Source organism: Agromyces sp. NPDC056389 (assembly GCF_042262385.1).
GTDB lineage: Bacteria > Actinomycetota > Actinomycetes > Actinomycetales > Microbacteriaceae > Agromyces.
In genome coordinates this window covers 2,036,449-2,061,148 of the sequence record NZ_JBHJPN010000001.1, presented here as the reverse complement: position 1 = coordinate 2,061,148, position 24,700 = coordinate 2,036,449, and the positions used below count along the sequence as shown (strand labels likewise).

At 71.0% G+C, this 24,700-nt stretch carries 21 protein-coding genes; 17 read left to right on the top strand and 4 right to left on the bottom strand.

Annotated elements, in window-relative coordinates; all coding sequences use genetic code 11:
• The first annotated feature begins 58 nt into the window (after positions 1-58).
• Positions 59-2,107 carry an elongation factor G gene (locus ACFCVM_RS09560; RefSeq protein ID WP_375835914.1) on the top strand — a complete coding sequence of 683 codons (2,049 nt, stop codon included), beginning with the start codon at positions 59-61 and terminating at the stop codon, positions 2,105-2,107.
• Positions 2,108-2,119: 12 nt separating this feature from the next.
• Here the strand turns inward: ACFCVM_RS09560 and ACFCVM_RS09555 are convergent, their stop codons facing one another.
• Positions 2,120-2,569, bottom strand: coding sequence for a redoxin domain-containing protein (locus ACFCVM_RS09555; RefSeq protein ID WP_375835912.1), 450 nt, complete (start codon positions 2,567-2,569; stop codon positions 2,120-2,122).
• Positions 2,570-2,659: 90 nt separating this feature from the next.
• Here ACFCVM_RS09555 and ACFCVM_RS09550 point away from each other — a divergent pair, with 90 nt between their 5' ends.
• Positions 2,660-3,106, top strand: coding sequence for a MarR family winged helix-turn-helix transcriptional regulator (locus ACFCVM_RS09550; protein ID WP_375835910.1), 447 nt, complete (start codon positions 2,660-2,662; stop codon positions 3,104-3,106).
• 9 nt (positions 3,107-3,115) lie between these two features.
• Here ACFCVM_RS09550 and ACFCVM_RS09545 read toward each other — a convergent pair whose 3' ends face one another.
• A complete protein-coding gene (locus ACFCVM_RS09545; protein ID WP_375835908.1) occupies positions 3,116-4,528 on the bottom strand; it encodes an aminotransferase class I/II-fold pyridoxal phosphate-dependent enzyme in 1,413 nt (470 codons plus the stop codon).
• Positions 4,529-4,793: 265 nt separating this feature from the next.
• Between ACFCVM_RS09545 and ACFCVM_RS09540 the strand changes: the two genes are divergently transcribed.
• From ACFCVM_RS09540 to ACFCVM_RS09500, 9 genes are all read left to right on the top strand, one after another.
• Positions 4,794-5,642: a nitrilase-related carbon-nitrogen hydrolase gene (locus ACFCVM_RS09540; RefSeq protein ID WP_375835906.1), complete on the top strand. Its 849-nt coding sequence runs from the start codon at positions 4,794-4,796 to the stop codon at positions 5,640-5,642.
• Positions 5,643-5,669: 27 nt separating this feature from the next.
• Complete coding sequence (gene hydA / locus ACFCVM_RS09535; protein WP_375835904.1) at positions 5,670-7,133, top strand: dihydropyrimidinase; 1,464 nt, start codon at positions 5,670-5,672, stop codon at positions 7,131-7,133.
• 49 nt (positions 7,134-7,182) lie between these two features.
• Positions 7,183-8,199, top strand: coding sequence for a TIGR03842 family LLM class F420-dependent oxidoreductase (locus ACFCVM_RS09530; protein WP_375835903.1), 1,017 nt, complete (start codon positions 7,183-7,185; stop codon positions 8,197-8,199).
• A complete protein-coding gene (locus ACFCVM_RS09525; protein WP_375835901.1) occupies positions 8,196-9,155 on the top strand; it encodes an ABC transporter permease in 960 nt (319 codons plus the stop codon). Before ACFCVM_RS09530 ends, ACFCVM_RS09525 begins: the two co-directional genes overlap by 4 nt.
• Positions 9,152-9,997: an ABC transporter ATP-binding protein gene (locus ACFCVM_RS09520; protein ID WP_375835899.1), complete on the top strand. Its 846-nt coding sequence runs from the start codon at positions 9,152-9,154 to the stop codon at positions 9,995-9,997. The genes ACFCVM_RS09525 and ACFCVM_RS09520 overlap by 4 nt, the downstream gene beginning before the upstream one ends.
• On the top strand, positions 9,997-10,806 hold the full coding sequence (locus tag ACFCVM_RS09515; protein WP_375835897.1) for an ABC transporter permease: 810 nt from the start codon (positions 9,997-9,999) through the stop codon (positions 10,804-10,806). The genes ACFCVM_RS09520 and ACFCVM_RS09515 overlap by 1 nt, the downstream gene beginning before the upstream one ends.
• Before the next feature lie 67 nt (positions 10,807-10,873).
• The gene (locus tag ACFCVM_RS09510) at positions 10,874-12,037 is read left to right on the top strand and encodes an ABC transporter substrate-binding protein (protein WP_375835896.1); all 1,164 of its coding nucleotides are present in this window, start codon (positions 10,874-10,876) and stop codon (positions 12,035-12,037) included.
• 101 nt (positions 12,038-12,138) lie between these two features.
• Positions 12,139-13,482: an aspartate aminotransferase family protein gene (locus tag ACFCVM_RS09505; RefSeq protein WP_375835895.1), complete on the top strand. Its 1,344-nt coding sequence runs from the start codon at positions 12,139-12,141 to the stop codon at positions 13,480-13,482.
• Positions 13,483-13,485: 3 nt separating this feature from the next.
• Positions 13,486-15,072 carry a CoA-acylating methylmalonate-semialdehyde dehydrogenase gene (locus tag ACFCVM_RS09500; RefSeq protein WP_375835893.1) on the top strand — a complete coding sequence of 529 codons (1,587 nt, stop codon included), beginning with the start codon at positions 13,486-13,488 and terminating at the stop codon, positions 15,070-15,072.
• 135 nt (positions 15,073-15,207) lie between these two features.
• Here ACFCVM_RS09500 and ACFCVM_RS09495 read toward each other — a convergent pair whose 3' ends face one another.
• Positions 15,208-16,008 carry an enoyl-CoA hydratase/isomerase family protein gene (locus tag ACFCVM_RS09495; RefSeq protein WP_375835892.1) on the bottom strand — a complete coding sequence of 267 codons (801 nt, stop codon included), beginning with the start codon at positions 16,006-16,008 and terminating at the stop codon, positions 15,208-15,210.
• Between the two features lie 118 nt (positions 16,009-16,126).
• Positions 16,127-17,047, bottom strand: a complete 921-nt coding sequence (locus ACFCVM_RS09490) for a LysR family transcriptional regulator (protein ID WP_375835891.1) — start codon at positions 17,045-17,047, stop codon at positions 16,127-16,129.
• A gap of 135 nt (positions 17,048-17,182) precedes the next feature.
• Here ACFCVM_RS09490 and ACFCVM_RS09485 point away from each other — a divergent pair, with 135 nt between their 5' ends.
• The 6 genes from ACFCVM_RS09485 (at position 17,183) to ACFCVM_RS09460 (ending at position 24,700) form a co-directional block, all read left to right on the top strand.
• On the top strand, positions 17,183-17,305 hold the full coding sequence (locus ACFCVM_RS09485; protein WP_375835889.1) for a hypothetical protein: 123 nt from the start codon (positions 17,183-17,185) through the stop codon (positions 17,303-17,305).
• A gap of 246 nt (positions 17,306-17,551) precedes the next feature.
• A complete protein-coding gene (locus ACFCVM_RS09480; RefSeq protein ID WP_375835887.1) occupies positions 17,552-18,292 on the top strand; it encodes a Type 1 glutamine amidotransferase-like domain-containing protein in 741 nt (246 codons plus the stop codon).
• Positions 18,289-19,644: an anaerobic C4-dicarboxylate transporter family protein gene (locus tag ACFCVM_RS09475; RefSeq protein WP_375835885.1), complete on the top strand. Its 1,356-nt coding sequence runs from the start codon at positions 18,289-18,291 to the stop codon at positions 19,642-19,644. Before ACFCVM_RS09480 ends, ACFCVM_RS09475 begins: the two co-directional genes overlap by 4 nt.
• Positions 19,644-21,068, top strand: a complete 1,425-nt coding sequence (locus tag ACFCVM_RS09470) for a threonine/serine exporter ThrE family protein (protein WP_375835883.1) — start codon at positions 19,644-19,646, stop codon at positions 21,066-21,068. The genes ACFCVM_RS09475 and ACFCVM_RS09470 overlap by 1 nt, the downstream gene beginning before the upstream one ends.
• 33 nt (positions 21,069-21,101) lie before the next feature.
• Positions 21,102-21,650 carry an orotate phosphoribosyltransferase gene (gene pyrE / locus ACFCVM_RS09465; RefSeq protein ID WP_375836695.1) on the top strand — a complete coding sequence of 183 codons (549 nt, stop codon included), beginning with the start codon at positions 21,102-21,104 and terminating at the stop codon, positions 21,648-21,650.
• Entirely contained in the window at positions 21,650-24,700 is a 3,051-nt protein-coding gene (locus ACFCVM_RS09460) for a hypothetical protein (protein WP_375835881.1), read from the top strand. The genes pyrE and ACFCVM_RS09460 overlap by 1 nt, the downstream gene beginning before the upstream one ends.

Below are 24,700 nucleotides of genomic sequence, written 5' to 3'. Positions count from 1 at the left end.
TCATCGCCCGCCGGGTACACCATTGGACGGACAGCACCGCACCGGCGCGGGAGGCCCAATGAACTCGGCATCGACCCCGACCCACCGGACCGTCGCCCTCGTGGGCGGAGCGGGTTCCGGCAAGACGACCCTGCTCGAAGCGCTCCTGCTGCGCGCCGGCGCGATCCCGCGGGCGGGCAGCGTCGAGCAGGGCACGACCGTCGGCGACCACGAGCCCGAGGAGATCGCGAGGGGCATGTCCCTCGGACTCTCGCTCGCGCACCTGGCGTGGACCGCGCCCGACGGCGGCGAGCACGCCATGACCCTCGCCGATGCGCCGGGGCATCCCGATTTCATCGGCGGCCTCGACACGGCACTGGCGGTGGCGGATGTCGCGGTGCTGACTGTGAGCGCGATCGACGGCGTGACCGCGGGCACGCGATCCGCCTGGGCCGCTGCGCAGGCGGCGGGGGTGCCGCTCATCGTCGTCATCACCCAGGAGGACAAGGCCCGCGCCGACTTCCGCCGGGTGCTCGACGAGCTGCGCGAGGCGTTCGGCGATCGCCTCGTGGCGCTCGAGCTGCCGCTCGGCGAGGAGCACGACTTCACGGCGCTCGCTGACGTGCTGAGCGAGCGGGCCCTCGTCTACGACGAGGCGGGGCGTCATCACGACGAATCGCTTCCGCCCGCGGTCGAGGCCGAGGAGCATCGCCTGCACGTCGAGGTGACCGAGGAGATCGTGTCGCACGACGACGAGCAGCTCGAGGCGTACCTCGATGGGCGCGAGCCCGCGGCATCCGACCTCGAGCGCACCCTCGCCCGCGAAGTGGCGACCGGCGCGGCGATCCCGGTGGTCGTCTGCTCCGCGGTGACCGGCACCGGCGTCGACCGGGTCGCCGATCTCGTGTGCGCGCTGGCGCCGTCGGCGCTCGATCACGACAGCCGCATCGTGATGGGCGGCACCGCGGTCGCCGTCGCCCCGAACCCCGACGGCGAGACCCTGCTGCACGTCTTCCGCACCGTGGCCGACCCGTTCGTCGGGCAGGTGTCGACGTTCAAGGTGCTGTCGGGCGTCGTGCACCCGAGCGACCGGCTGACCAACGCGACGACCGGTGCCGACGAGCGGCTGCACGGGCTCTTCCGGCTGCGAGGAGCCGAGCACCTGCCCGCCGACGTGCTGCGTGCCGGTGACGTCGGCGCGGTCGCCAAGCTCACGGGATCGCCGTCGGGCACGCTGCTGTGGACCCGCGCCAACGGCACCGCGCAGCCCGCTCCGCTGCCGCGGCGCGACCCGGTGTACGCGGTGAGCCTCGAGCCCGTGACCCAGTCCGACGATGAGAAGCTCATGGCCTCGCTCGGCCGCATCGTCGCCGAGGATCCCACGCTCGTGATCGACCGCACTGGCGGCGCGGCGATCCTCCGAGGGCTCGGCGACACGCACGTCGCCGTCGCGATCGAGCGGCTCGCCCGCGTGTTCGGGGTGCACGTCACGACCTCGCCGTCGCCGATCGCCTACCGGGAGACGATCGCGGGCCGGGCCGAGGTCGAGGGGCGGCTGAAGAAGCAGTCGGGCGGCCACGGCCAGTTCGCCGTGGTGCAGCTGCGAGTGTCGCCGCTGCCGCTCGGCGGCGGGTTCGAGTACGTCGACTCCGTCGTCGGCGGCGCCGTGCCGCGTTCCTACATCCCGGCCGTCGAGAAGGGCGCGCGCGACGCCCTCGCGGCTGGCGGGCCGCAGGGGCATCCGGTGGTCGACGTGCGGGTCGAGCTGGTCGACGGCAAGGCGCACTCGGTCGACTCGTCGGACATGGCCTTCCGCACGGCCGCGTCGATCGGCGTGAAGGCGGCGCTCGCCGAAGCGGGCACGGTGCTGCTCGAGCCGGTCTCGCTCGTGACCGTCACGGTGCCGAGCGAGCTGCAGGGCACGGTGCTGACCGACCTGTCGGGCCGTCGCGGGCGGGTCACGACGACCGAGGTCGTCGGTGACGGTCGGGCGCGCATCGTGGCGAACGTGCCGGAGGCCGAACTCGGCCGCTACGTGCTCGACCTGCGCTCGATCACGGCGGGCCACGCCGAGCTCACGATGAGCCCCGACCACTATGCAAGGGTGCCGGGCGGCGCGAGGTCGTGACTGGCGCCTCGATCACTCCAGCGCGCTGAGGATCTCGCGACGGGAGAAGCTCGCGGTCGGCAGCGCGCTCGTCCGCTGCGCGAGCACGCGACCGGTGCCGTCGACGACGAAGGTGCCGCTGTGCTGCAGGGTGAGGAACCGGCCGAGTCCGACGTCGCGGTGATGCTCACCCGACGCGAACACTCCGAGGGTCGTGCGCCGGGCGACGGCAGCGGCCTCGGCCGCACCGCCCGGGGTGATGACGATTCCGCGTGCGCCGCGCAGCAGGCCGGCGTCCGACATCCGCTGCAGCTCGCGCACGTGCGCGCGGCACACCGGGCACGTGCTCGACCGCATGAAGAAGACGACCGCGCCGCGGGCGCCGAGGCCGTCCAGCACGCGCGAGGAGGCGCCCGTCCCATCGACCAGCGGAATGTCCGGAAGCGTGTCGCCGAGTGCGGGAACGGTGATCGTGTCTGACATCGATGACCTCGAATCTGGGAGGATCGCCGGTAGGAAACCGGGTTGCGTTAATAGTCAACCCCGTTGCCTATCTTGTCAAGGAGGTTGCCTATGTACGGCGATGCGCTGCGCGAGTTCGAGGAGGCCAGCCGCCACGATCTCACCCACACGATCGGCGCGGTCTCGCGGACGCTGACGGCTGCGATCTTCGAGCGACTGGCCGAGCGGGGATTCGGCGACGTGCACCAGGCGCATGTCGCGGTCTTCTCCGCGCTCGATCCCGACGGGACCCGGGTCTCGACGCTCGCCGCCCGAGCCGGCATCAGCCGCCAGGCGATGAGCGCCCTCGTGCGCACCGTCGCCGCGGCCGGGTACGTCACGACGGAGTCCGACCCGACCGACCAGCGCGCCACGATCGTGCGACTGGGTCGGCGGGGCGCCGAGTTCTGCCGCGCGGCGGTCGTGGCGTCGGCCGAGGCGAACGCCAGGATCGAACAGGCGCTCGGCCCGGCCGAGACGGCCCGCCTCCGGGACATCCTGCGTCTTCTCGGCGCGTAGGCGCCCGGGTCAGTACCCGCCCGCCACCACGTGCTGCGCGGCCGTCGCGAGCGCATCGGCGACCTCGTCGACGTCGTCGCGCACCATGCCGACGGTGACCCGCACGAAGTCGCCGCCGGAGCGTGAGCGCCCGTTGCCCGCACCCGCCGCGCCGTTGCCCGATGCCGCGAGGAACGGTGTGCCCGCCGCCACTCGCACGCCCGACGCCGCGAGCTGCACGAGCGCCGAGCGCTCGCTGAGCACCGGCATCCACAGGTTCACGCCGTCGGCGGCCGCAACCGGAACGCCGCGCACCCGGAGGGCGTCGCCGAGTGCGCGCTGCCTCGTGAAGTACTGCCGCCGTGCCTCGGCGACGTCGTCGAGCGAGGTGCCGTCGGTGAGCAGGTCGAGCAGGATCGTCTGGAGCATCCGCGAGGTCCAGCCCGGGCCGAGCATGCGGCGGGCGGCGATGCGGTCGACGAGGTCGCGGGGGCCGCCGACGGCGGCGATGCGGAGGTCGGGACCGTGCGACTTCGAGAAGCTGCGCACGTGCACGACCTGCTCGGGGAGCCACGTGCCGAGCGTCACATCGCCCGCGGTCGAGATCATGCCCGAGTGGTCGTCTTCGATGACGACGACCTCGCCGGCCCGTTCGGCCGAGCGGATGACCCGCGCCAGCGCCTCGGCTCGGCCCAGCGTCATCGACGCTCCGGTGGGGTTCTGCGCCCTCGGCTGCAGCAGCACTGCGACGGGCTGTTGATGCAGCGCTCGGGCGAGCCCCTCAGGTGTCATGCCCGCCTCATCGACCGCGACCGGCACGGCTTCGGCGCCGAGCAGGTCGAGGAGGTCGAGGAACGGCGGGAACCCGGGGCTCTCGACGACGACCCGGTCGCCGTAGCGCACGACCTCGTCGAGGGTGCGCGAGATCGCGTCGAGGGCGCCGTCGACGACCATGATCGTCTCGACGTCCGACGGCCAGGAGTCGGCGAGTACGGCGGCGAGCCCCGGGATCACGGGCTCGGCCTGGTAACTGCCGGTCTCGGCGCGCGCCGACACCCGGGAGAGCGCCGGGCCGAGTGCCGGCAGCAGGAGCGGATCGGGCGTGCCGCGTGAGAGGTCGAGGCGCACGGGGTCGTTCGGGGCGGCCATGCCGCGCATTCGGGGGGCCAGCCAGCCCTGCGAGAGCGGCCGCACGAAGCTGCCGGCACGCCCGCGCGACTCGATGAGCCCGGTGCGCGAGAGCGCCTGCCAGGCCTGGCTCACGGTCGCCGGGCTGACGCCGAGCTCGCTGGCGAGCTCCCGCACGGTCGGCAGCCGAGTGCCTGCGGCCAGCTCGCCCGAGTTCACGAGCCGCGCGATCACCCCGGCGATGCCGCGCGGGGTCGTCTCGCCGAACTCCGCGAGTGCGATGAGCTCCGCGCCCTCCAGCCGAACCGCCGTCATTCGTGATCCATTCACATGAATACCTGACACGACCATTGCCTCCTCACGACGTGAGGGACAAGATAAGTAACCACAACGTCACAGTGTGAAACACAAGAGAAATGTTCACGCCGAACAATAACAGAACGGGTCGCGCACCCGTTCGGGAGCTCCGGACGAAGCGGTCCGCGAGCACAGCCTCGGCGTCACAGCACCACCCGGTGAGCACCTCTGTTCCACGCCCATCGAGTGCACGGCAATGACGCCGACCGACTCAGGAGGCAACATGACGATCGTCCGAGCGGCCATCACGCAGACGACCTGGACCGGCGACAAGGAGTCCATGCTCGACAAGCACGAGCAGTTCGCCCGCGATGCGAAGGCGCAGGGCGCCCAGGTCATCTGCTTCCAGGAGCTCTTCTACGGCCCGTACTTCGGCATCACCGAAGACGTGAAGTACTACGACTACGCCGAACCGGCCGACGGCCCGATCGTGCAGCGCTTCGCCGCGCTCGCGAAGGAGCTCGGCATGGTCATGGTGCTGCCGATCTACGAGGAGGAGCAGCCGGGGGTCTACTACAACACCGCCGTCGTCGTCGACGCCGACGGCACGATCCTCGGCTCGTACCGCAAGCACCACATCCCGAACCTCGACAAGTTCTGGGAGAAGTTCTACTTCCGCCCCGGCAACCTCGGCTACCCCGTGTTCGACACGGCCGTCGGCCCGATCGGCGTGTACATCTGCTACGACCGGCACTTCCCCGAGGGCTGGCGCGAGCTCGGCCTGAACGGCGCGCAGATCGTCTTCAACCCCAACGCGACGAAGCCCGGTCTCTCGAACCGCCTCTGGGAGATCGAGCAGCCGGCCGCCGCCGCCGCGAACGGCTACTTCGTGGCCGCGGCCAACCGCGTCGGCCTCGAGGACAACGAGTACGGCGACCTCGCCGTGAACTTCTACGGCAAGAGCCAGTTCGTCGACCCGCAGGGCAACATCGTCGGCGAGTACGGCTCGGAGTCCGGCGAAGAGGTCGTCGTGCGCGACCTCGACCTCGACATGATCCGCAACGTGCGCAACGCCTGGCAGTTCTACCGCGACCGCCGCCCCGACTCCTACACCTCCATCCCCAAGCCGTAACCCGACGAGCCACGCGAAGGAGCGAACATGACCACCACCCTCATCACCGGCGGCACCGTCGTGAGTGCGACCGGTCGCGGCGCCGCCGATGTGCTCGTCGACGGCGAGACGATCCGCGCCGTGCTCGAGCCGGGTGCCGCATTGCTCGGCACGGATGTCGCGGCATCCGTCGACCGGGTGATCGACGCCACCGGCAGGTACGTCATCCCCGGCGGCATCGACGCGCACACCCACATGCAGCTGCCGTTCGGCGGCACCGAGGCATCCGACACCTTCGAGACCGGCACCCGTGCGGCCGCATGGGGCGGCACGACCTCGATCATCGACTTCGCGGTGCAGACCTACGGGCAGCGCATCGAAGACGGGCTCGCGGCGTGGCACGAGAAGGCGGCCGGCAACTGCGCGATCGACTACGGCTTCCACCAGATCGTCGGCGACGTGAACGAGGCGTCGCTCGCGACACTGCGGCGGCTGCCCGACGAGGGCATCACGAGCTTCAAGATGTTCATGGCCTACCCGGGCGTCTTCTACTCCGACGACGCCCAGATCCTGAAGGCCATGCAGGTGTCGCGGGACACCGGCATGCTCACGATGATGCACGCCGAGAACGGCCCGGCGATCGACGTGCTCGCCGCCCAGCTCGTCGAGCAGGGCCGTACCGACCCGTTCTACCACGGCGTCGCCCGCGCCTGGGAGATGGAGGAGGAGGCCACGCACCGCGCGATCATGCTCGCGAAGCTCACCGGCGCCCCGCTCTACATCGTGCACGTGTCGGCGAAGCAGGCCGTCGAGCAGCTCGCCTGGGCGCGCGACAAGGGCCAGAACGTCTACGGCGAGACCTGCCCGCAGTACCTCTACCTCAGCCTCGAAGACCAACTGGGCGCCAAGGGCGAGCAGTGGGGCTCGTTCGAGGGGGCGAAGTGGGTCTGCTCGACGCCGCTCCGCTCTCGTGAAGAGGGCCACCAGGACTCGATGTGGCAGGCGCTGCGCACGAACGACCTCCAGATGGTCTCGACCGACCACTGCCCGTTCTGCATGAAGGACCAGAAGGAGCTCGGCCTCGGCGACTTCCGCAAGATCCCGAACGGCATCGGATCGATCGAGCACCGCATGGACCTCATGTACCAGGGCGTCGTCACGGGCGAGATCACCCTCGAGCGCTGGGTTGAGCTCACGAGCACGACGCCCGCCCGCATGTTCGGCCTGTACGGCACCAAGGGCGTGATCCAGCCGGGCGCCGACGCCGACATCGTCGTCTACGACCCGAACGGCCACACCTCGATCGGCCTCGCACTGGATTCATCCGGTGCCCCTACGGGGCGGGCCCACCACATGAACATGGACTACTCCGCGTGGGAGGGCTACGAGATCGACGGCCACGTCGACACGGTCCTCAGCCGCGGCAAGGTCATCGTCGACGGCGACCAGTACCTCGGCGCGAAGGGCGACGGCCGGTTCCTGAAGCGCGGCCTGAGCCAGTACCTCATCTGACGCCGGCGCCGCGCCGACGCAAAACCCGACACGAAGGAAGGGAGCACGGATGGAATTCGGAGCGGTCCTGCAGACCAACCCCCCGGCATCGCGCACCATCCAGCTCGCGAAGCTCGCCGAGAACCACGGGTTCACGCACGTGTGGACCTTCGACTCGCACCTGCTCTGGCAGGAGCCCTACGTCATCTACAGCCAGATCCTCGCCGAGACCCGCAAGGTCAAGGTGGGGCCGTTCGTCACCAACCCGGCGACGCGCGACTGGACGGTGACGGCGTCGATCTTCGCGACCCTCAACGAGATGTACGGCAACCGCACGGTCTGCGGCATCGGCCGCGGCGACTCGGCGGTGCGCGTCACCAACGGCAGGCCGACGACGATCGCCGAGCTCCGCGAGGCGATCCACGTGATCCGCGAGCTCGCCAACTCCCGCCCGGTCGAGTACCACGGCTCGCAGCTCCAGTTCCCGTGGAGTCACGGTTCGGAGCTCGAGGTGTGGGTCGCCGCGTACGGCCCGATGGCGCTGAAGCTCACGGGCGAGGTGGGCGACGGATTCATCCTGCAGCTCGCCGACGTCGACATCGCCGAGTGGATGATCAAGCACGTGCGCGACGCGGCGGAGGCCGCCGGGCGCGACCCGATGTCGATCAAGTTCTGCGTCGCCGCGCCCATGTACATCGGCGACGACTGGGAGCACATGCGCGATCAGTGCCGCTGGTTCGGCGGCATGGTCGGCAACCACGTCGCCGACATCGTCGCGAAGTACGGCGCGCACGGCGCCGTGCCCGATGCGCTCACCGACTACATCAAGGCCCGCGAGGGCTACGACTACAACGAGCACGGCCGCGCAGGCAACGTGCACACGAGCTTCGTGCCCGACGAGATCGTCGACCGGTTCTGCGTGCTCGGCACCGCAGACCAGCACATCGAGAAGCTCGAGCGGTTGAAGGCGCTCGGCGTCGACCAGTTCGCCGGCTACCTCCAGCACGACAACAAGGAGGAGACGCTGCGGGTCTACGGCGAGACCGTGATCCCGGCGCTCTCCGAGCACCTCACGGCGAAGGCATGATCGAGACCGGCGTGCGCGAGACGAGGGCGACGGATGCCGCGGCGCCGGCGTCGGGCCCGCGTGCGCCGCGTCGCCTCGGGCGGGCGGGCCGGGAGCTCGGCCGCTGGGCATGGGGCCTCGCCGGCATCCTCGTCATCGCGCTCGTGTGGGAGGGCTACAAGCTGCTGGGGCCGGCCGACGGCGTGGTGCTCGGCGGCCTCCGGGTGCTGCCGCGCACGACCGACCTCGCGATGCCCCACGTCTGGGACATGGGCGCGCGCCTCGCCGCGCCGGTGACCCGGGCCGACGACGCGCTGCCGCTCTGGAGCGTCGTCGCGCTCGCCGCGCTCACGACGCTCGGCATCGCCGCGGCCGGATGGCTCGTGGGGGTCGTCGTCGGCATCGGCCTCGCACTCGTGATGCAGCGCTGGCGCATCGCGGAGTGGGGACTGCTGCCGTGGATCGTGCTCAGCCAGACCGTGCCGCTCATCGCCTTCGCGCCCGTCGTGAAGAGCTGGGGCTCGCGCGTCGAGATCGGCTCGTTCGAGTGGCAGGACTGGATGTCGGTCGCCCTCATCGCGAGCTACCTCGCCTTCTTCCCGATCGCGATCGGAGCCCTGAAGGGACTGCAGTCTCCCGACCGGATCCACACCGAGCTCATGCAGACCTACGCCGCCGGCTACTGGCAGACGCTCGTGAAGCTCCGCTTCCCGGCATCCGTGCCCTACCTGCTGCCCGCGCTCCGGCTCGGTGCCGCGAACGCGGTGATCGGCGCCGTCGTGGCCGAGGTGTCGACGGGCCTGCAGGGCGGCATCGGCCGCATCCTGATCCAGTTCGCGGGGCAGGCGTCGGGCGACCCGGCGAAGGCGTGGGGGCCGATCTTCGGCTCGATCGTGCTCGGGCTCGTGGCCGCTGGGTCGGTCGCGCTCCTCGGCGTGATCCTCAGGAACTACCGACGAACGGAGGAGGCGGCATGACGGACGAGACGCCCGCAGGGGTGCAGGTCGGCGCAGTCGAGATCAGCGGGGTCGACAAGGTCTTCGAGACCCGATCCGGCCAGGTGCAGGCGCTCGACGCGGTCGACCTTACGGTCGCGCCCGGCGAGTTCGTCTCGCTCATCGGCCCGAGCGGCTGCGGCAAGTCCACGCTCATGCGCCTCGTGGCCGATCTCGACCAACCGAGTGCCGGCCGGGTCTCCGTGTTCGGCAAGACGGCGAAGCAGGCGCGGCTCGACCAGGAGTACGGCATCGCGTTCCAGCAGGCGGGCCTCCTGCCGTGGCGCACGGTCGCGGGCAACGTCGCGCTGCCGCTCGAACTGCACGGTGCGGCCTCCGCTGCTCGCAGTGCCCGTGTGGCCGAACTGCTCGACATGGTCGGGCTCTCCGACTTCGCCGACCGCTACCCCGACCAGCTCTCGGGCGGCATGCAGCAGCGCGTGGCGATCGCCCGTGCGCTCGCCGAGCAGCCGCGGCTGCTGCTCATGGACGAGCCGTTCGGCGCGCTCGACGAGATGACGCGCGAGAAGATGCAGACCGAACTCGTGCGCATCTCGGCCGAGACCGGGGCGGCCGTCGTCTTCGTGACGCACTCCATCCCCGAGGCGGTGTTCCTCTCCGATCGGGTCGTCGTGATGTCGCCCCGCCCCGGCCGCATCCAGGAGATCGTGCCGATGCGCCTCGGCGCCGACGCGCAACGGGCCGCCCGCACCGAGGAGCTCCGCGAGGAGCGCGGTTTCTTCGACATGGTCACCGCGGTGCGCGAGGCGCTGCACGGCGGCTCGCCGGTCTCGGCGGGCGCGCGCGGAGTGGAGAACCGCTGATGTCGACCGTCGTCGCGCGAACGGGCATGAGCCCCCGCACCGAGACGACGCTGCGCATCGTCGCCCCGATCTCGGTCGGCCTCATCGTGCTGGGCCTGTGGCAGTTCCTCGTGAGCGTCGTGGGCGTCAGCGACTACCTGCTGCCGAGCCCCGCGTCGATCGTCGAGGAGCTCATCGCCTACTGGCCGTCGGTCGTGCAGGCGACACTGCTCACGGGCACCAACGCCCTGCTCGGCCTTCTCGTCGGTTCGATCTTCGGCATCGCGGTCGCCGCGCTCGCCGCGAGGTGGCGGCCGATCGACCAGATGAGCGCGCCCGTCGTCGCCTCGCTCGCCGTCATCCCGATCGTCGCCCTGGCCCCGGTGCTGAACTCGATGTTCGGCGCCGACAGCCAGTTCGGGCGCCAGGCGATCGCCGCACTCGCCTCGTTCGTGCCGGTCTTCATCAACACCCTCCGCGGGTTCCGGCAGACGACGCCCGTGCATCGCGACCTGATGAAGGCGTACGCCGCGAGCTCCGGCCAGGTGCTGCGCGCGCTCACCCTGCCGACCGCGCGGCCATTCATCCTCACCGGCATCCGCATCGCCTCGTCGCTCGCCGTGATCTCCGCACTCGTGGCCGAGTACTTCGGCGGGCCGCGCGGCGGGCTCGGCGGGCTCATCTCGACGTCGGCCGCATCGAGCGCCTATGCGCGGGCCTGGGCGTACGTCGTGGCATCCATCGCCCTCGGCCTCCTCTTCTACCTCGCGACACTCGGCCTCGAACGGCTGCTGCAGCGTCGCGGCCCGCGGGAGCAGCGCAGCCCCTGACTCCAGACCCCCGGGCTCGCCCGGACGGAACCGCACCACCACCGCACCGCACCACGAAAGGACCGACATGAACCACAGCAGACGTCGCTTCGCGACGATCGGCGGCGCGCTCGCCGTCTCGGCGGCGCTCGTCCTCACCGCATGCTCGGGCTCCGGCGACGGGTCCGACGGCGCATCCGACGACGCGTCGGGCTCCGGCGACCTCACCTCGGTGAAGCTCCAGCTCCAGTGGCTGCCGCAGGGCCAGTTCGCCGGCTACTTCGCGGCCGTCGACCAGGGCTACTTCGAAGAGGAGGGGCTGGACGTCGAGATCATCCCCTCGGGCGGCGACATCGTGCCCCAGGACGCGCTCGCCAACGGCGACGTCGACTACGCGATCGCCTGGGTGCCGAAGGTGCTCGGCTCGATCGAGCAGGGCGCGAACCTCACCAACATCGCCCAGATCTTCCAGAAGTCGGGCACCCTGCAGGTCTCGTGGGCCGACTCGGGCATCGACTCCGTCGCCGACTTCGAAGGCAAGAAGATCGGCTCGTGGGGCTTCGGCAACGAGTGGGAGATCTTCGCGGCGATGGCCGCGGAGGGCCTCGACTCCTCGACCGTGCAGATCATCACGCAGGACTTCAACATGAACGCCTTCCTGCAGGGCGACATCGACGCGGCCCAGGCGATGACCTACAACGAGTACGCGCAGCTGCTCGAGACGCCGAACCCCGACACGGGCGAGCTCTACCAGCCCGAGGACTTCAACGTCATCTCGTACCAGGACACGGTCGGCGCGATGCTGCAGGACGCGATCTGGGCCGACACCGAGCGCCTCGAGAGCGATGAGGCCTACCAGGACACGACGGTCGCGTTCCTGAAGGCCGTCATCAAGGGCTGGATCTACGCCGCGGAGAACCCCGAGGAGGCGTCGGAGATCACGATCGCCGAGGGCTCCGGCTGGGGGCCGAGCCACGAGCTCTGGATGGTCAACGAGACGAACAAGCTCATCTGGCCGGCACCCGACGGCATCGGCATGATCGACGAGTCCGCGTGGGACGCGACCGTGAAGGGCGCGCTCAGCGCAGTGAACGAGTCGGGCGCGAGCCCCATCACCGAGGAGCCGCCGGCGTCGGCCTGGTCGAACGAGTGGATCACGAAGGCGCTCGACGAGCTGAAGGCCGACGGCGTCGACGTCACCGGCGAAGGCTTCGAACCGATCGAGGTCGAACTCACCGAGGGCGGCAACTAGCGAGCGGATGCCGCGTGGTCGGCGCACACCGGCCGGCCGCGCGGCATCCACCCCGCGGCATCCGACTCACCGAACGGAACGGACAGGAAGGCACCGAAGCCATGACCGACACGAACACCGGAGGCAGCCTCACCGACGGCCTCGACGAGCTCGCTCGCGCGCTCGACCGCGAGCATGTCTTCCACTCCTGGTCGGCGCAGGCGAATCCGTCGGGCCTCGTGATCGCGAGCGGTCGCGGCAGCCGGGTCTGGGATCACGCGGGCCGTGAGTATCTGGACTTCTCGAGCCAGCTCGTGAACGTCAACATCGGACACCAGCACCCTTCGGTGGTGCAGGCGATCCGGGAGCAGGCCGAGCTCCTCACCACGGTCGCCCCGTCGACCGTGAACCTCGCCCGCGGCGAGGCCGCCAAGCGCATCGTCGAGCGCGCGCCATCCGGATTCCGCAAGGTGTTCTTCACCAACGGCGGCGCCGACGCCAACGAGAACGCGATCCGCATGGCGCGCCTGCACACTGGCCGTGACAAGGTGCTCTCGACCTACCGCTCGTACCACGGCAACACGGGTGCGGCCATCGTCTCGACGGGCGACTGGCGCCGCATCCCCAACGAGTTCGCCCGGGGTCACGTGCATTTCTTCGGGCCCTATCTCTACCGCTCCGAGTTCTGGGCGACGACGCCCGAGCAGGAGTCCGAACGGGCGCTGCAGCACCTCCGCCGGGTGATCGAGGCCGAAGGGCCCTCGTCGATCGCCGCGGTGCTGCTCGAGACGATCCCCGGCACCGCCGGCATCCTCGTGCCGCCGCCCGGATACCTCGCCGGCGTGCGCGAGCTCTGCGACCGGCATGGCATCCTCCTGATCCTCGACGAGGTGATGGCCGGGTTCGGCCGCACCGGCCGCTGGTTCGCCTTCGACGGCTACGACGTGCGACCCGACCTCATCACCTTCGCGAAGGGCGTGAACTCGGGCTACGTGCCGGTCGGCGGCGTGATCATCTCCGACCCGATCGCAGCGACGTTCGACGACCGCGTGTTCCCCGGCGGGCTCACCTACTCGGGGCATCCGCTCGCGATGGCCTCGATCGTCGCCGCGCTTGACGCGATGGCGTCGGAGGGCATCGTCGACCACGCCCGCGAGATCGGCGCGACGGTCATCGGCCCGGCGCTCGTCGAACTCGCCGGGCGGCACGCCATGATCGGCGAGGTACGCGGCGAGGGCGTGTTCTGGGCGATCGAGCTGGTCGCCGACCCCGCGACCCGCGAGCCGCTCCCCGCGGCGGCGATGGGCCGTCTCAAGTCCGCGCTCGTCGAGCGCGGGCTCCTGCCGTTCGTGCAGGACAACCGCATCCACGTCGTTCCGCCGTGCGTCGTCACGGCCGACGAGGTCGCCGACGCGATGGCGATCTACGACGACGTCTTCCGCACCGCACTCGAAGGAGAGGGCTGACCCATGAGCCAGACAGACCAGACACAGCAGGCAGACCAGAACGACCGGACGGGCCGAACGGCTGCATCGCTCGCCGAGACCCAACCGCTCGAGGGCGAGCTCGTCACGATCGAGCACTGGATCGACGGGGCATCCGTCGCCGGCGACTCGGCCCGCAGCGGCCCCGTCTACAACCCGGCCCGCGGCGTCGAGCAGAAGCGCGTGCGCTTCGCGTCGACCGACGACGTCGACGCGGCCGTGGCAGCGGCGGCCCGCGCGTTCCCCGCGTGGCGCGACACCTCGATCGCCAAGCGCCAGCAGGTGATGTTCGCCTTCCGCGAGCTGCTCAACGCCCGCAGCGGCGAGCTCGCCGCGATCCTCACGAGCGAGCACGGCAAGGTGCTCTCCGACGCGGCCGGCGAGATCGCCCGCGGCCTCGAGGTCGTCGAGCTCGCGTGCGCGATGCCGGGCTACACCAAGGGCGAGTACTCCGAGAACGTGTCGACCGGCATCGACGTGTACTCGACGAAGCAGCCCGTGGGCGTCGTCGGCATCATCAGCCCGTTCAACTTCCCGGCGATGGTGCCGCTGTGGTTCTTCCCGCTCGCGATCGCGACCGGGAACACGGTCGTGCTGAAGCCCTCCGAGAAGGACCCGTCGGCGGCGATCTGGCTCGCCCGGCTCATGCAGGAGGCCGGGCTGCCCGACGGCGTGCTGAACGTCGTGCACGGCGACAAGGTGGCCGTCGACGCGCTGCTCGAACACCCCGTCGTGCGTTCGATCTCGTTCGTCGGCTCGACCCCGATCGCGAAGTACATCTACGCGACCGCGACCGCGAACGGCAAGCGCGTGCAGGCCCTCGGCGGAGCGAAGAACCACATGCTCGTGCTGCCCGACGCCGACCTCGACCTCGCGGCCGACGCTGCGGTCAACGCCGGCTTCGGCTCGGCGGGGGAGCGCTGCATGGCGGTCTCGGTCGTGCTCGCGGTCGACTCGGTCGCCGACGAGCTCGTCGCCAAGATCAGCGAGCGGATGTCGCGGCTCACCACCGGCGACGGCACCCGCGGCTGCGACATGGGGCCGCTCATCACCCGCGAGCACCGCGACAAGGTCGTCGGCTACCTCGACGTCGCGAAGACCGACGGTGCGACGGTCGTGGTCGACGGTCGCGAGACGCCGATCGACGGAGACGACGCCGGGTTCTGGCTCGGCCCGACCCTCGTCGACAAGGTCTCGCTCGAGTCATCCGTCTATCGCGACGAGATCTTCGGGCCGGTGCTCGGGATCGTGCGCGTCGACGGCTACCAGGAGGGGCTCGAGGTGATCAACGCCTCGCCCTACGGCAACGGCACGGCGATCTTCACGAACGACGGCGGGGCCGCCCGGCGGTTCCAGCGCGAGGTGACGGTCGGCATGATCGGCATCAACGTGCCGATCCCCGTGCCGGTCGCGTACCACTCGTTCGGCGGCTGGAAGGACTCCCTCTTCGGCGATGCCAAGGCCTACGGCGCGCGCGGTTTCGACTTCTTCACGCAGGAGAAGGCGGTCACGTCGCGCTGGCTCGACCCGAGCCACGGCGGGCTGAACCTGGGGTTCCCGCAGCACGACTAGGTCAGGCGCCGGTCGAGCATCGGGCCCACCCGGCCTCGCCGGCGCGCCGACGGTCGAGCAGCTCGTCCGAGCGCTTCGGGTGCAGGCGAGCCGCGGCCAGCTCGAACGGCCGGACGCTGCGAAGCGGGCGCTCGCCTAGCTCGATCGGTTCGATCGCCCGAACGCCGCGATCCGGGCGCTCGCCTCGGGCGTCGCGAAGGCTGCGCCGATCGTGCGCGCCTCGTCGTCGAGGGCGACCTGGAAGTCGCGGCTCAGGCCTGAGCGCACGAGGCGCTTCGCCTGTCCGAAGGCGGCGGTGGCTCCATCGATCCAGGATTGCGCGACCTCGCGGGCTCGTGCCTCGAGCCGGTCGGCGGCCACGACCTCGGCGACGAGTCCCCAGTCGAGCGCCTCGGCGGCGGTGAGGGTGCGCGAGGTCAGCGTGAGCTCGAGCGCACGCCGGGTTCCGACGGCCTCGGGCAGCAGGGTGCTGACGCCGCAGTCGGGCGTGAGCGCGACATCCGCATACCGGCTCGCGAACGTCGCGTGCTCGGAGGCGACGATGAGGTCGGCGACGAGCATGAAGCCGAGCCCGCCGCCCGCGACCGGACCCTGCACGGCGGCGACGATCGGCTTGGAGCTCTCGCGGAGCGTGCGGTGGCCGTCGTGGATCGCGTCGGCGAGCGCCGTGATCGTCGCGGCGGCGGACTCCTCGCCGCTCGACTCGGCAGCGGCTGCCAGCTCGGACATCGCCCGCACGTCGCCCCCCGCGCAGAACGCCCGGCCGTTGGCGTCGAAGAGCACGGCGCCGATGTCGTCGCGCTCGGCGATCTCATGGGCGAGGCTCTGCCAGCGACGGATCGCCTCGGGGTCGACGGCGTTCAGCCGACTCGGCCGGTTGAGGGTGAGGCGGGCGAGCCCACCCTCGACTTCGAACAGGATCGCGTCATCGCTCATGAACGGGGAGTCTACTTCGCAGCTCGGGACCCTTCGTGTCGCACGGGACCACCGACGACCGGGGTCCGCAGCGACAGGGGTGGACCCGAGCAGGTGGCCCGAGCGGCATCCGCGCGGTTCAACCGGTCGTGGCGTGCGCCTGCTCGAGCCGCGAGGCGCGCGCCACGAGCACGTCGAGCACCGTGCGCACGGCGAGGCGCTCCGCGACATCCGGCCGCACCAGCGCCACGATCTGCCGAGCGGATGCCACGCCGCGCAGCGGCTTCAACACGATCGAATCGGGCACGGCGCCGCTCGTGAACCGCGGCACGAACGCGATGCCGAGGCCCGCCTCGATGAAGGCCTCGATGATGCGCATGTCGCTGAACCGCTGGCTGACGTTCGCCCGCTGGCCCGCCTGCTGCTCGATCGCGTGCAGGATGCGTTCGAACGGGAAGCCGGGCGGCACGCCGAGCCAGGTCTCGTCGACGAGATCGGCGGGGGTCAGGTGCGCTCGCCCGGCCAGGCGGTGGTCGGCGGGCAGGCCGATGTCGAGCGGTTCGGTGAGCAGCGGCACGGCCTTCAGGCCGCGGCCGCCCCACGGCAGCACTCCCGGCATGGTGTGCGCGAGCACGATGTCGAAGTCGGAGGTGAGGTCGGCGAACTCGGCGAGCTCGGGGTCGAGGTCGGTGGCGTGCACGACGAGCCCGGCGACCTGCGCGAGGTCGGTCAGCACCGCGGGAAGGAGCGTCGCACCGACCGTGGGGAAGGTGAGGAGCGAGACCTCCCCGCTCGGGTGGTTGCGGAACTCGTCCCACAGGGCGGTCGCGCGCTCGAGGGCGATCGCGACATCTGCCGCGCTGCGGGCGAGCGCGTGCCCGGCGCTCGTGAGCACGACGCCGCGGCCGCTGCGCTCGGTGAGGGGCATCCCTGCCTCGCGCTCGAGCACCTTGAGCTGCTGCGACACCGCCGACGGCGTGCGCCCGGTGGCCTCGGCGACGGCCGTCACGCTGCCGCGTTCTGCGAGCTCTCGCAGCAGGTCCAATCGCCGCACGTCCATGTAGCCAGACTACATCGTCGTTGTAGAATCGTAAGCTTGTGCTGCACTATCATTCGCGATTCAATTGAGATATCGAACTCGTGCAATGGGGCATCGATCGCTCGATCTCCCGCTCGTACTTCGAAAGGAATCACCATGTTCAGTGTCATCGTGCTTCTCGGCGCCGTCTCGGTCGCCGCCATCATCGGCTCGATCGTCGTCACCGCTCGTGACGGTTACCGTCGCCAGCCGCGAGAGACGTTCGCGCGCACCGTCTAGGTCCGCGAATTCCGGGGGTCCGTTCCCCGGATTGCCGGACCGTTGCACGGAAGAGGGGCAATCCTCTTCCTGATGCACGGTCCCGCTGCAGGGCCGCCGCGCGGGGGAGGGACACCCCGCGGGGCGGCCCTTCGTCATGCGTATCGGGATGGGATGGGGGGATCCCGATGCGTGCCGTCGCGCCTCTCGACACGGCTGACGATCTCCCGCTAGCGTGTGCCCGAAGGCTCGACGTTTGGGGGAACGATGGCGCATGTGGTTGCGACCGGCGCAGGCAAAGCGATGATGGAGCGTCGGGCCGACCCGACGCACGACTACATCCTGAAGCTCACCGGCAAGGAGCGCCCGCGCGTGCTCTTCGTCGGCACGGCGACCGGCGATGACGCCGCGTACATCGTGAGCTTCTACACGACGTACGACTCCGACCGCTGCGCTCCGCATCACCTGCCCCTCTTCCATCGCGCGGTCGACGACCTCGCAGGCTTCGTGAAGGGCTTCGACGTGATCCACGTCGGCGGCGGCAACACCGCCAACATGCTCGACGTCTGGAAGCGCCAGGGCCTCGACGAGATCATGCGCGAGATGTGGGAGGACCCGAACTCGAACACGGTCTTCACCGGCGGCTCCGCCGGTGGCATCTGCTGGTTCGAGGGCGGCACGACAGACAGCTACGGACCCACCCTGCAGGTGCTGCCCGAGGGGCTCGGCTTCCTGCACGGCAGCTTCTGCCCGCACTACGACGCCGAAGACCAGCGCCAGCCCCTGTTCCACGCCTCCCTGCTGAGCGGTGAGCTCGCGACGGGCTACGCGGTCGGCAACCTGCAGTCGCTGCACTTCGAGGGCTCCGAGTTCGTGACGGCCATCAGCCCCGTCGACGACCCGCTGGCGCTGAAGGTCGAGGCGATCGACGGGAAGATCGTCGAGACGCCCCTCCCGACGAAGGTGCTGGCCAGTACCGGCCCCATCGTGAAGGGACCCTCGTCGTGAACGACAACGTCTGGATCCTCGTCGCCGAACTGATCGTCGTCATCCTCGCGATCTACATGGGCACCCGCACGAGCGGGATCGGCCTCGGCGTGTGGGGCCTCGTCGGTGTCGCGGTGCTCGTGTTCGTCTTCGGCGAGGCGCCCGGCAACGCGCCGGTCGACGCCGTGTTCATCGTCATCACCGTCATCACCGCGGCATCCGTGATGCAAGCCGCCGGTGGCATCGACTGGATGGTCTCGATCGCGTCGAAGGTCATCAAGAAGCGACCGAAGTCGGTCGTCTTCCTGGCGCCGGCCATGTCGTTCCTGTTCACCGTCGGCGCCGGTACCGGCAACATCTTCTACCCGCTGCTCCCCGTGATCTACGACGTCTCGTACCAGCAGAAGATCCGCCCCGAGCGGGCGCTGTCGGTCTCAGCCGTGGCCTCGCAGGTCGGCATCCTCTGCAGCCCGGTCTCCGCGGCCACCGCCTCGATGGTCGTGCTGCTCGCACCGCAGGGCGTCGACCTCGGCAAGCTGCTGCTCATCATGTGGCCCGCCTCGATCATCGGCCTCGGCATCGCCGCGCTCGTCATGGTGAAGCACGGCAAGGACCTCGAGGACGACCCCGAGTTCCAGCGCCGCGTCGCCGAGCACCTCGTGAAGCCGGCCGTCGTGGTCGACACAGACAAGAAGCTGCCGCGCAGCGCCGTGCTCTCGGCGTCGATCTTCCTCACCGGCGTCGGCGTCATCGTGCTCTTCGGCCTCTTCGAAGGCCTCCGCCCGGTGATCGGCACGGATGACTCGGGCGACCCCGTGCGGGTCAGCATCACCGTCATCATCGAGGTCATCATGGGCGTCATCGCGGCGCTCATCTTCGTGACCTGCAAGGTCAAGGCGGCGGATGTCCCGAAGCAGTCGACCTTCCCCGCCGGCATGGTCGGTGCGATCGCCCTCTTCGGCATCGCGTGGCTCGCGAACACCTTCGTCGCCGCGAACAACACGCTCATCGTCGACGGTCTCGGCTCGCTCGTCTCCGGGTCGTCGGCGTTCCTCGGCGCACTCCTCTTCGCACTCGCGCTGTTCCTCGTCGCGATGCTCACGACGAGCCAGTCGAGCGCCACGAATGCGATCGTGCCGATCGGCATCACGATCGGCCTGCCGGCGTCGCTGCTCGTCGGCCTCTGGCCTGCCGCGATGGGCATCTACACGCTGCCCGCGAACGGCAGCCAGGTCGCCACGGTCGCGTTCGACCAGACCGGCACGACCAAGATGGGCAAGTTCGTCTTCGACCACTCGTTCCAGCTGCCGAACCTCGTCTACATCATCGTCGCGATCCTCGTGGGCGTGGCGCTCTCCTTCGTCATCGTCTGATGGCGGAGGCGGCCGACCAGGCGCTGCTCCGCAGATTCCTCCTCGGGCTCGCGGAGGGGATGAACGCGGCCGCCGACTCGACCGACAAGATCCGCGACACGCTCGTGAAGGTCTCGGGCGCCTACGGGCGCGACGACACCGACGTGGTCGTGCTGCCGACCGTGATCCTCATCGAGACGGGTGCGGGCGATTCGGGCAGGGTCGCGATCCGGTCGTCGGTGAACGCCTCGTTCCGCTTCGACCAGATCGCGGCGCTCTACCGCCTGATCGACGCGGCCAAGCGGGCCGAGGTCACCCCGCTCGACGGCATCACCCGGCTGAACGAGATCGGCGCGATGAAGCCGTCGCACGGCTGGGTCGTGCGCACCTTCGGCCATGCCGTGCTGACCACCGGGCTCGCGCTGCTGCTCGCGCCGACGTGGCAGGGCGCGCTCGTCGCCTTCGTGCTCGGCGCGTTCATCGGCGTCGCGAAGCTCGTGCGCTCGCCGACGCTGCAGATCGTCTTCCCGGTCTTCGCGGCGTTCGTGTGCGCGACCGCGGTGTTCCTCATCGCACCGTACTTCGCGGTGGGCGATCCCATCAGGCTGCTCATCGCCCCGCTCGCGACCTTCCTCCCCGGCGGGGTGCTGACGACCGCGGTCGTCGAGCTCGCGGCGGGCCAGATGCTCGCGGGTGCCTCCCGTCTCGTGTTCGGGCTCGTGCAGCTCTCGCTGCTCGCCTTCGGAATCCTCGCGGCGGGCACGCTCGTCGGGGTCGCCAGCTCCTCGTACGTGCCGCTCGACTCCGGCGAGGTCTTCCCCTGGTGGGTCGCAGTGTTCGGGGTGCTGCTCTTCGCGATCGGCAACTACCTGCACTTCTCCGCGCCACCGCGCACATTCGGCTGGGTGCTGCTCGTGCTGCTGGTCGCCTACAGCGGCCAGGTCGTCGGCGGCGCGCTCATCGGCGCCTCCGTGAGCGGGTTCGTCGGGGCCCTCGCGATGACCCCGGTCGTGCTGTGGGTCGCGACGCTGCGGCACGGCGCACCCTCGCAGCTCACCTTCCTGCCGGCGTTCTGGCTGCTGGTGCCCGGAGCCGCCGGCCTCGTCGGCCTGACGGAGGCCATCGGCACCACCCGCGGCTACGAGGACTTCGCCGAGGCACTCATCTCGATCATGTCGATCGCCCTCGGCGTGCTCATCGGCACGGCGCTCTACCGGGTCGTGCATCAGGGGGCGGAGGAGATCGCCGAGTTCCACATCGACGTGCCGGCGGGCCTCGTCGAGGAGAAGGAGCCGCCGTTCTGGGCACGGCTCGTCCCCGGCACTCCGCGTTCGTTCTGGGGGCGTCGGCCGCGACGCTCCACGGGCGATCGGCGGTCGGATGCCTCGTCGCCGTCGACGTCCGTCGCCGAATCCTCCCCTTCCTCTCAGCCAACCGGGTCGTAGAGTATTCGGGTGACCCTCCGAGAGCCTCAGCCCATCGACGCCGCGCGCGCCCAGTTGATCGACTTCATCGCGGCCGACGCCGTGTTCCATGGGGACTTCACCCTCACGAGCGGCAAGAAGGCGACGTACTACGTCGACCTCCGCAAGGTGAGCCTCGACCACCGCGTCGCCCCGCTGATCGGACAGGTCATGATCGATCTCATCAAGGACGTGCCCGACATTGCCGCCGTCGGCGGCCTCACGATGGGCGCCGACCCGATCGCCGCGGCGATCCTGCACCAGGGCGCAGCCCAGGGCCTCGCCTACGACGCCTTCGTCGTGCGCAAGGAGCCGAAGGACCACGGCCGCGGCAAGCAGGTCGAGGGCCCCGACCTCGCCGGCAAGCGCGTCATCGTGCTCGAGGACACGTCGACCACCGGCGGTTCGCCGGTCAAGGCGATCGAGGCGCTCCGCAAGGTCGGCGCCGAGGTCGTGGCCGTCGCAGTCGTCGTCGACCGAGCGACCGGTGCCCGCGAGGTCATCGAGGCCGAGGGCGTGCAGTACCTGTACGCCATCGGGTTGGAAGACCTGGGGCTGGCCTGATGAGCGGCGACGGGCAGGGTCTGGGGGGCGACGGAGCCGATTGGCTGCTCGCCCAGCTGGCGGACGGCGAAGCGCCGCGCCGCGACGTCCAGCCTCCGCCCGTCGCATCGCCCGCACAGCCCGTTCAGCAGGCCGCGCCCGCGGCTCCCTCCGTGCCGCGGACTCCGGCGCCGCGACGTGAAGAGGTGCTCGACTGGTTCTCCGAGGCCCCGGCTCCGGGCACGGATGCCGTCACCGCCGCCCTTCCCGTCGTCGGTTCGCCCGCGCTGCGCCCCTCCGAACAGCCGCAGCAGTACGCGCCGACGGCCGATGCGGCCGGCCAGCCGGCCCCTGCTCCGTCATGGACTCCGCCGTTCGCGGTCGGGCTGCCGCATGAGCCGCCGGCCGCTGCACCGGTCTACCTGACCGCAGTCGAGCCGCCGGTCGGCACGCCCGCGGTGCCGCCGGTCGCACCGGCTGCGTACGCCGCTCCGGTTCCGCCTGCGACTCCGGCTGCGCCCGTTGCTCCCGCTGCGCCCGTTGCGCCTGCTGCGCCTGCTGCGTCCTGGCCGCCTGCCGCCCCGAGTGCCGCCTGGCCGCCCGCCGCCCCGAGTGCCGCGTGGCCGCCGGCCGCACCTGCCGAGCCGGTCCAGCAGGCATGGCCGGCAGCTGCACCCGCCGAGGCGCCGCCGACTCCGCCCGGGCCCGTGACACCGACCGCGCCGTTCGCGCTCACTTGGGGTGCTGATGAGGGGCTCTCCTCGGAGGACGCGATCCGTGCGGCCTTCCGAAGCCTCTCCGAACCGCCGACCGCGACGTCCGACGTCGACGGGCGCGGCCACGGTGCTGCTGCGCCCGCGGCACCGGTGGCGCCCGCGGCCCCGGTTGCACCGGCGGAGCCCGCCGCGCCGCTCGCCCCCGCTGACTCCCCATTCGCCGGATTCGCGCCGCCACCGGTGGCCCGGCAGTCGTTCACCCCGGTGCAGCCGGCCGATTCAGTCGCGCCTCCCGTGCATCCGACGGCTCCGTCGACCGCACCGGCCGGATGGGATGCACGCCAGCCCGTCGCGCCGCAGCCGGCCTCCTATGACGACGAACTGTGGGCAGCGCTCAACGAGCCCGAGCAGGCCTCGGCGCCCCAGGCCTCGGCGTTCCAGTCGCAGACCCTGCCCCCGGCTCAGCCGATGGCCCAGCCGCAGCCCGTGGTGCCCGTGCAGCCCGTGGCGCCGGTGCAGCCGGTGGCCCAGGTCGCCCCCGAGCCGCCGGTCCAGCAGGCGCCGCGCCCCGAACGCGACCGGTTCGCCGCGTTCGCCGCAGACACGACCGATCCGTTCGCCGCCCTCACCGAGACGAGGGCCGTTCCGATCCAGTCCGCGGCTGCGGCAGCTCCGGCCCCCGTGCAGCCCGATCCCGTGGCGCAGCAGCCCGCGGCGACACTGCCCGCGGCGCCGCAGTTCGAGCGGAACAGCAGGGCCGTGCCCGACGCCGAACCCGATGCCCGCAGCGGGTTCCCGTTCCTCGAGGTGCGCGGCACGGCCGCGGCGCAGGAGAACGCAGCGGTCGGGGCTCCGATCCGCGAGGCGAGCGCGTTCAACACGACGCCGTTCCCGGCCTTCGCCTCTGCGAGCGGCGGAGATGACGACCCGACGCGGGAACCGCCGGCTCCGGTCGACGACCTCCTCGCGTCGCTCGGCGGAGGTGCGCCTCGAACACGCGGCGCAGAACCGACGCCGCCCGCGGGTGGGTCCGGCACGACGCCGCCGACCCCGCCCGCGCCGACGGGTCTCGACGCACTGGGCCTGGACTTCGACGACGACGACGACGAGACCGTCGACGCTCCGGCGAGCGACGCCGACGAGCGGGAGTCATCCGGCATCCGTGGTCGATTCTTCGGCGCCCGCTTCGGCGAGCCCGAGCCCGACGCCGACCAGGACCGTGGCGACGCGGGAGACGAGCAGGAGATGGCCGAGACCGGCTACATCTGGAACCTGACGCCCGATCCGAACGCGGAAGACCCGAAGGACAGCCCCGCATCCGTGGCGACCGCCTTCCTCGGAGAGAGCGCTGCCATCGGGTCGAACACGGCCGACGTCTTCGCCGCCGATGACGCGTCCCCGGCGTGGGACGACGAGCCCGCGCTCGAGGCCGCCGGGCCGGAGTGGGCTTTCCCGAGCGACGCCGACCCTTCGGACACCCAGGTCCTCTCCACCGACACGGCCCCCTATGGCGACGATCTGCGCTTCGCCGCATCGTCGGCAGCGACGAATCACGATGCGTCCGACGACGATGCGATGGGCGCCCTCTTCGGGGCGGCCGCCGCGAACGACCCGTTCGGAGCCCCGAGCGGTGGCCAGGCCTCCGGATCCGGCTTCCCGGCGAATCCGGTGCAGGGAACCGGCAGCGGCATCGGTCCGCAGCGCACCGGCGGCGGTGGCACCGGCGGTCCGGGTTCAGGCGGCGGTGGCGGCCGTGGCGGCGGCACCGGCGGATCGCCCGCCCCGAAGGGCGGCAGCCGCACCACGCGCACGCTGATCTGGGTCGCCGGCGGCCTCGTCGTGCTGCTCGTGCTCGCCGGGCTCTACTTCCTCGGCACGCAGCTCACCGGCGGGGGAGGGGAGCAGGCGAGCGGCGGCCCGTCCGCGAGCTCCTCCGAGACGCCCGTGGCGGCACCGACAGCGCCGCAGCCCGCGGGCGTGCACGCGTGGGACACCCTCTTCGGCGGCGAGTGCATCGACCCGTTCGAGTCGGTCTGGGCCGAGGAGTTCACCGTCGTCGACTGCGCCGCACCCCATGCCGCGCAGCTCGTGTACCGGGGCACGTTGCCCGGCGACGAGGCGGCGCCGTTCCCGGGCGAAGCCCAGCTCGTGGCCGAGATGCCGGCACTGTGCCGGGCCGCGGGCGTCTTCGAACCCACGCTCGTCGCCGGCATCCCCGACCTCCAGGTGCAGGGCAGCTTCCCCGTGACCGAGGAGCAGTGGGCCGAGGGCCAGCGCAACTACTACTGCTTCGCGAATCGTGCGGGTGGCGAGCCGCTGACCGGACCGATCAACGGCCCCGGCCCGACGGCCTGA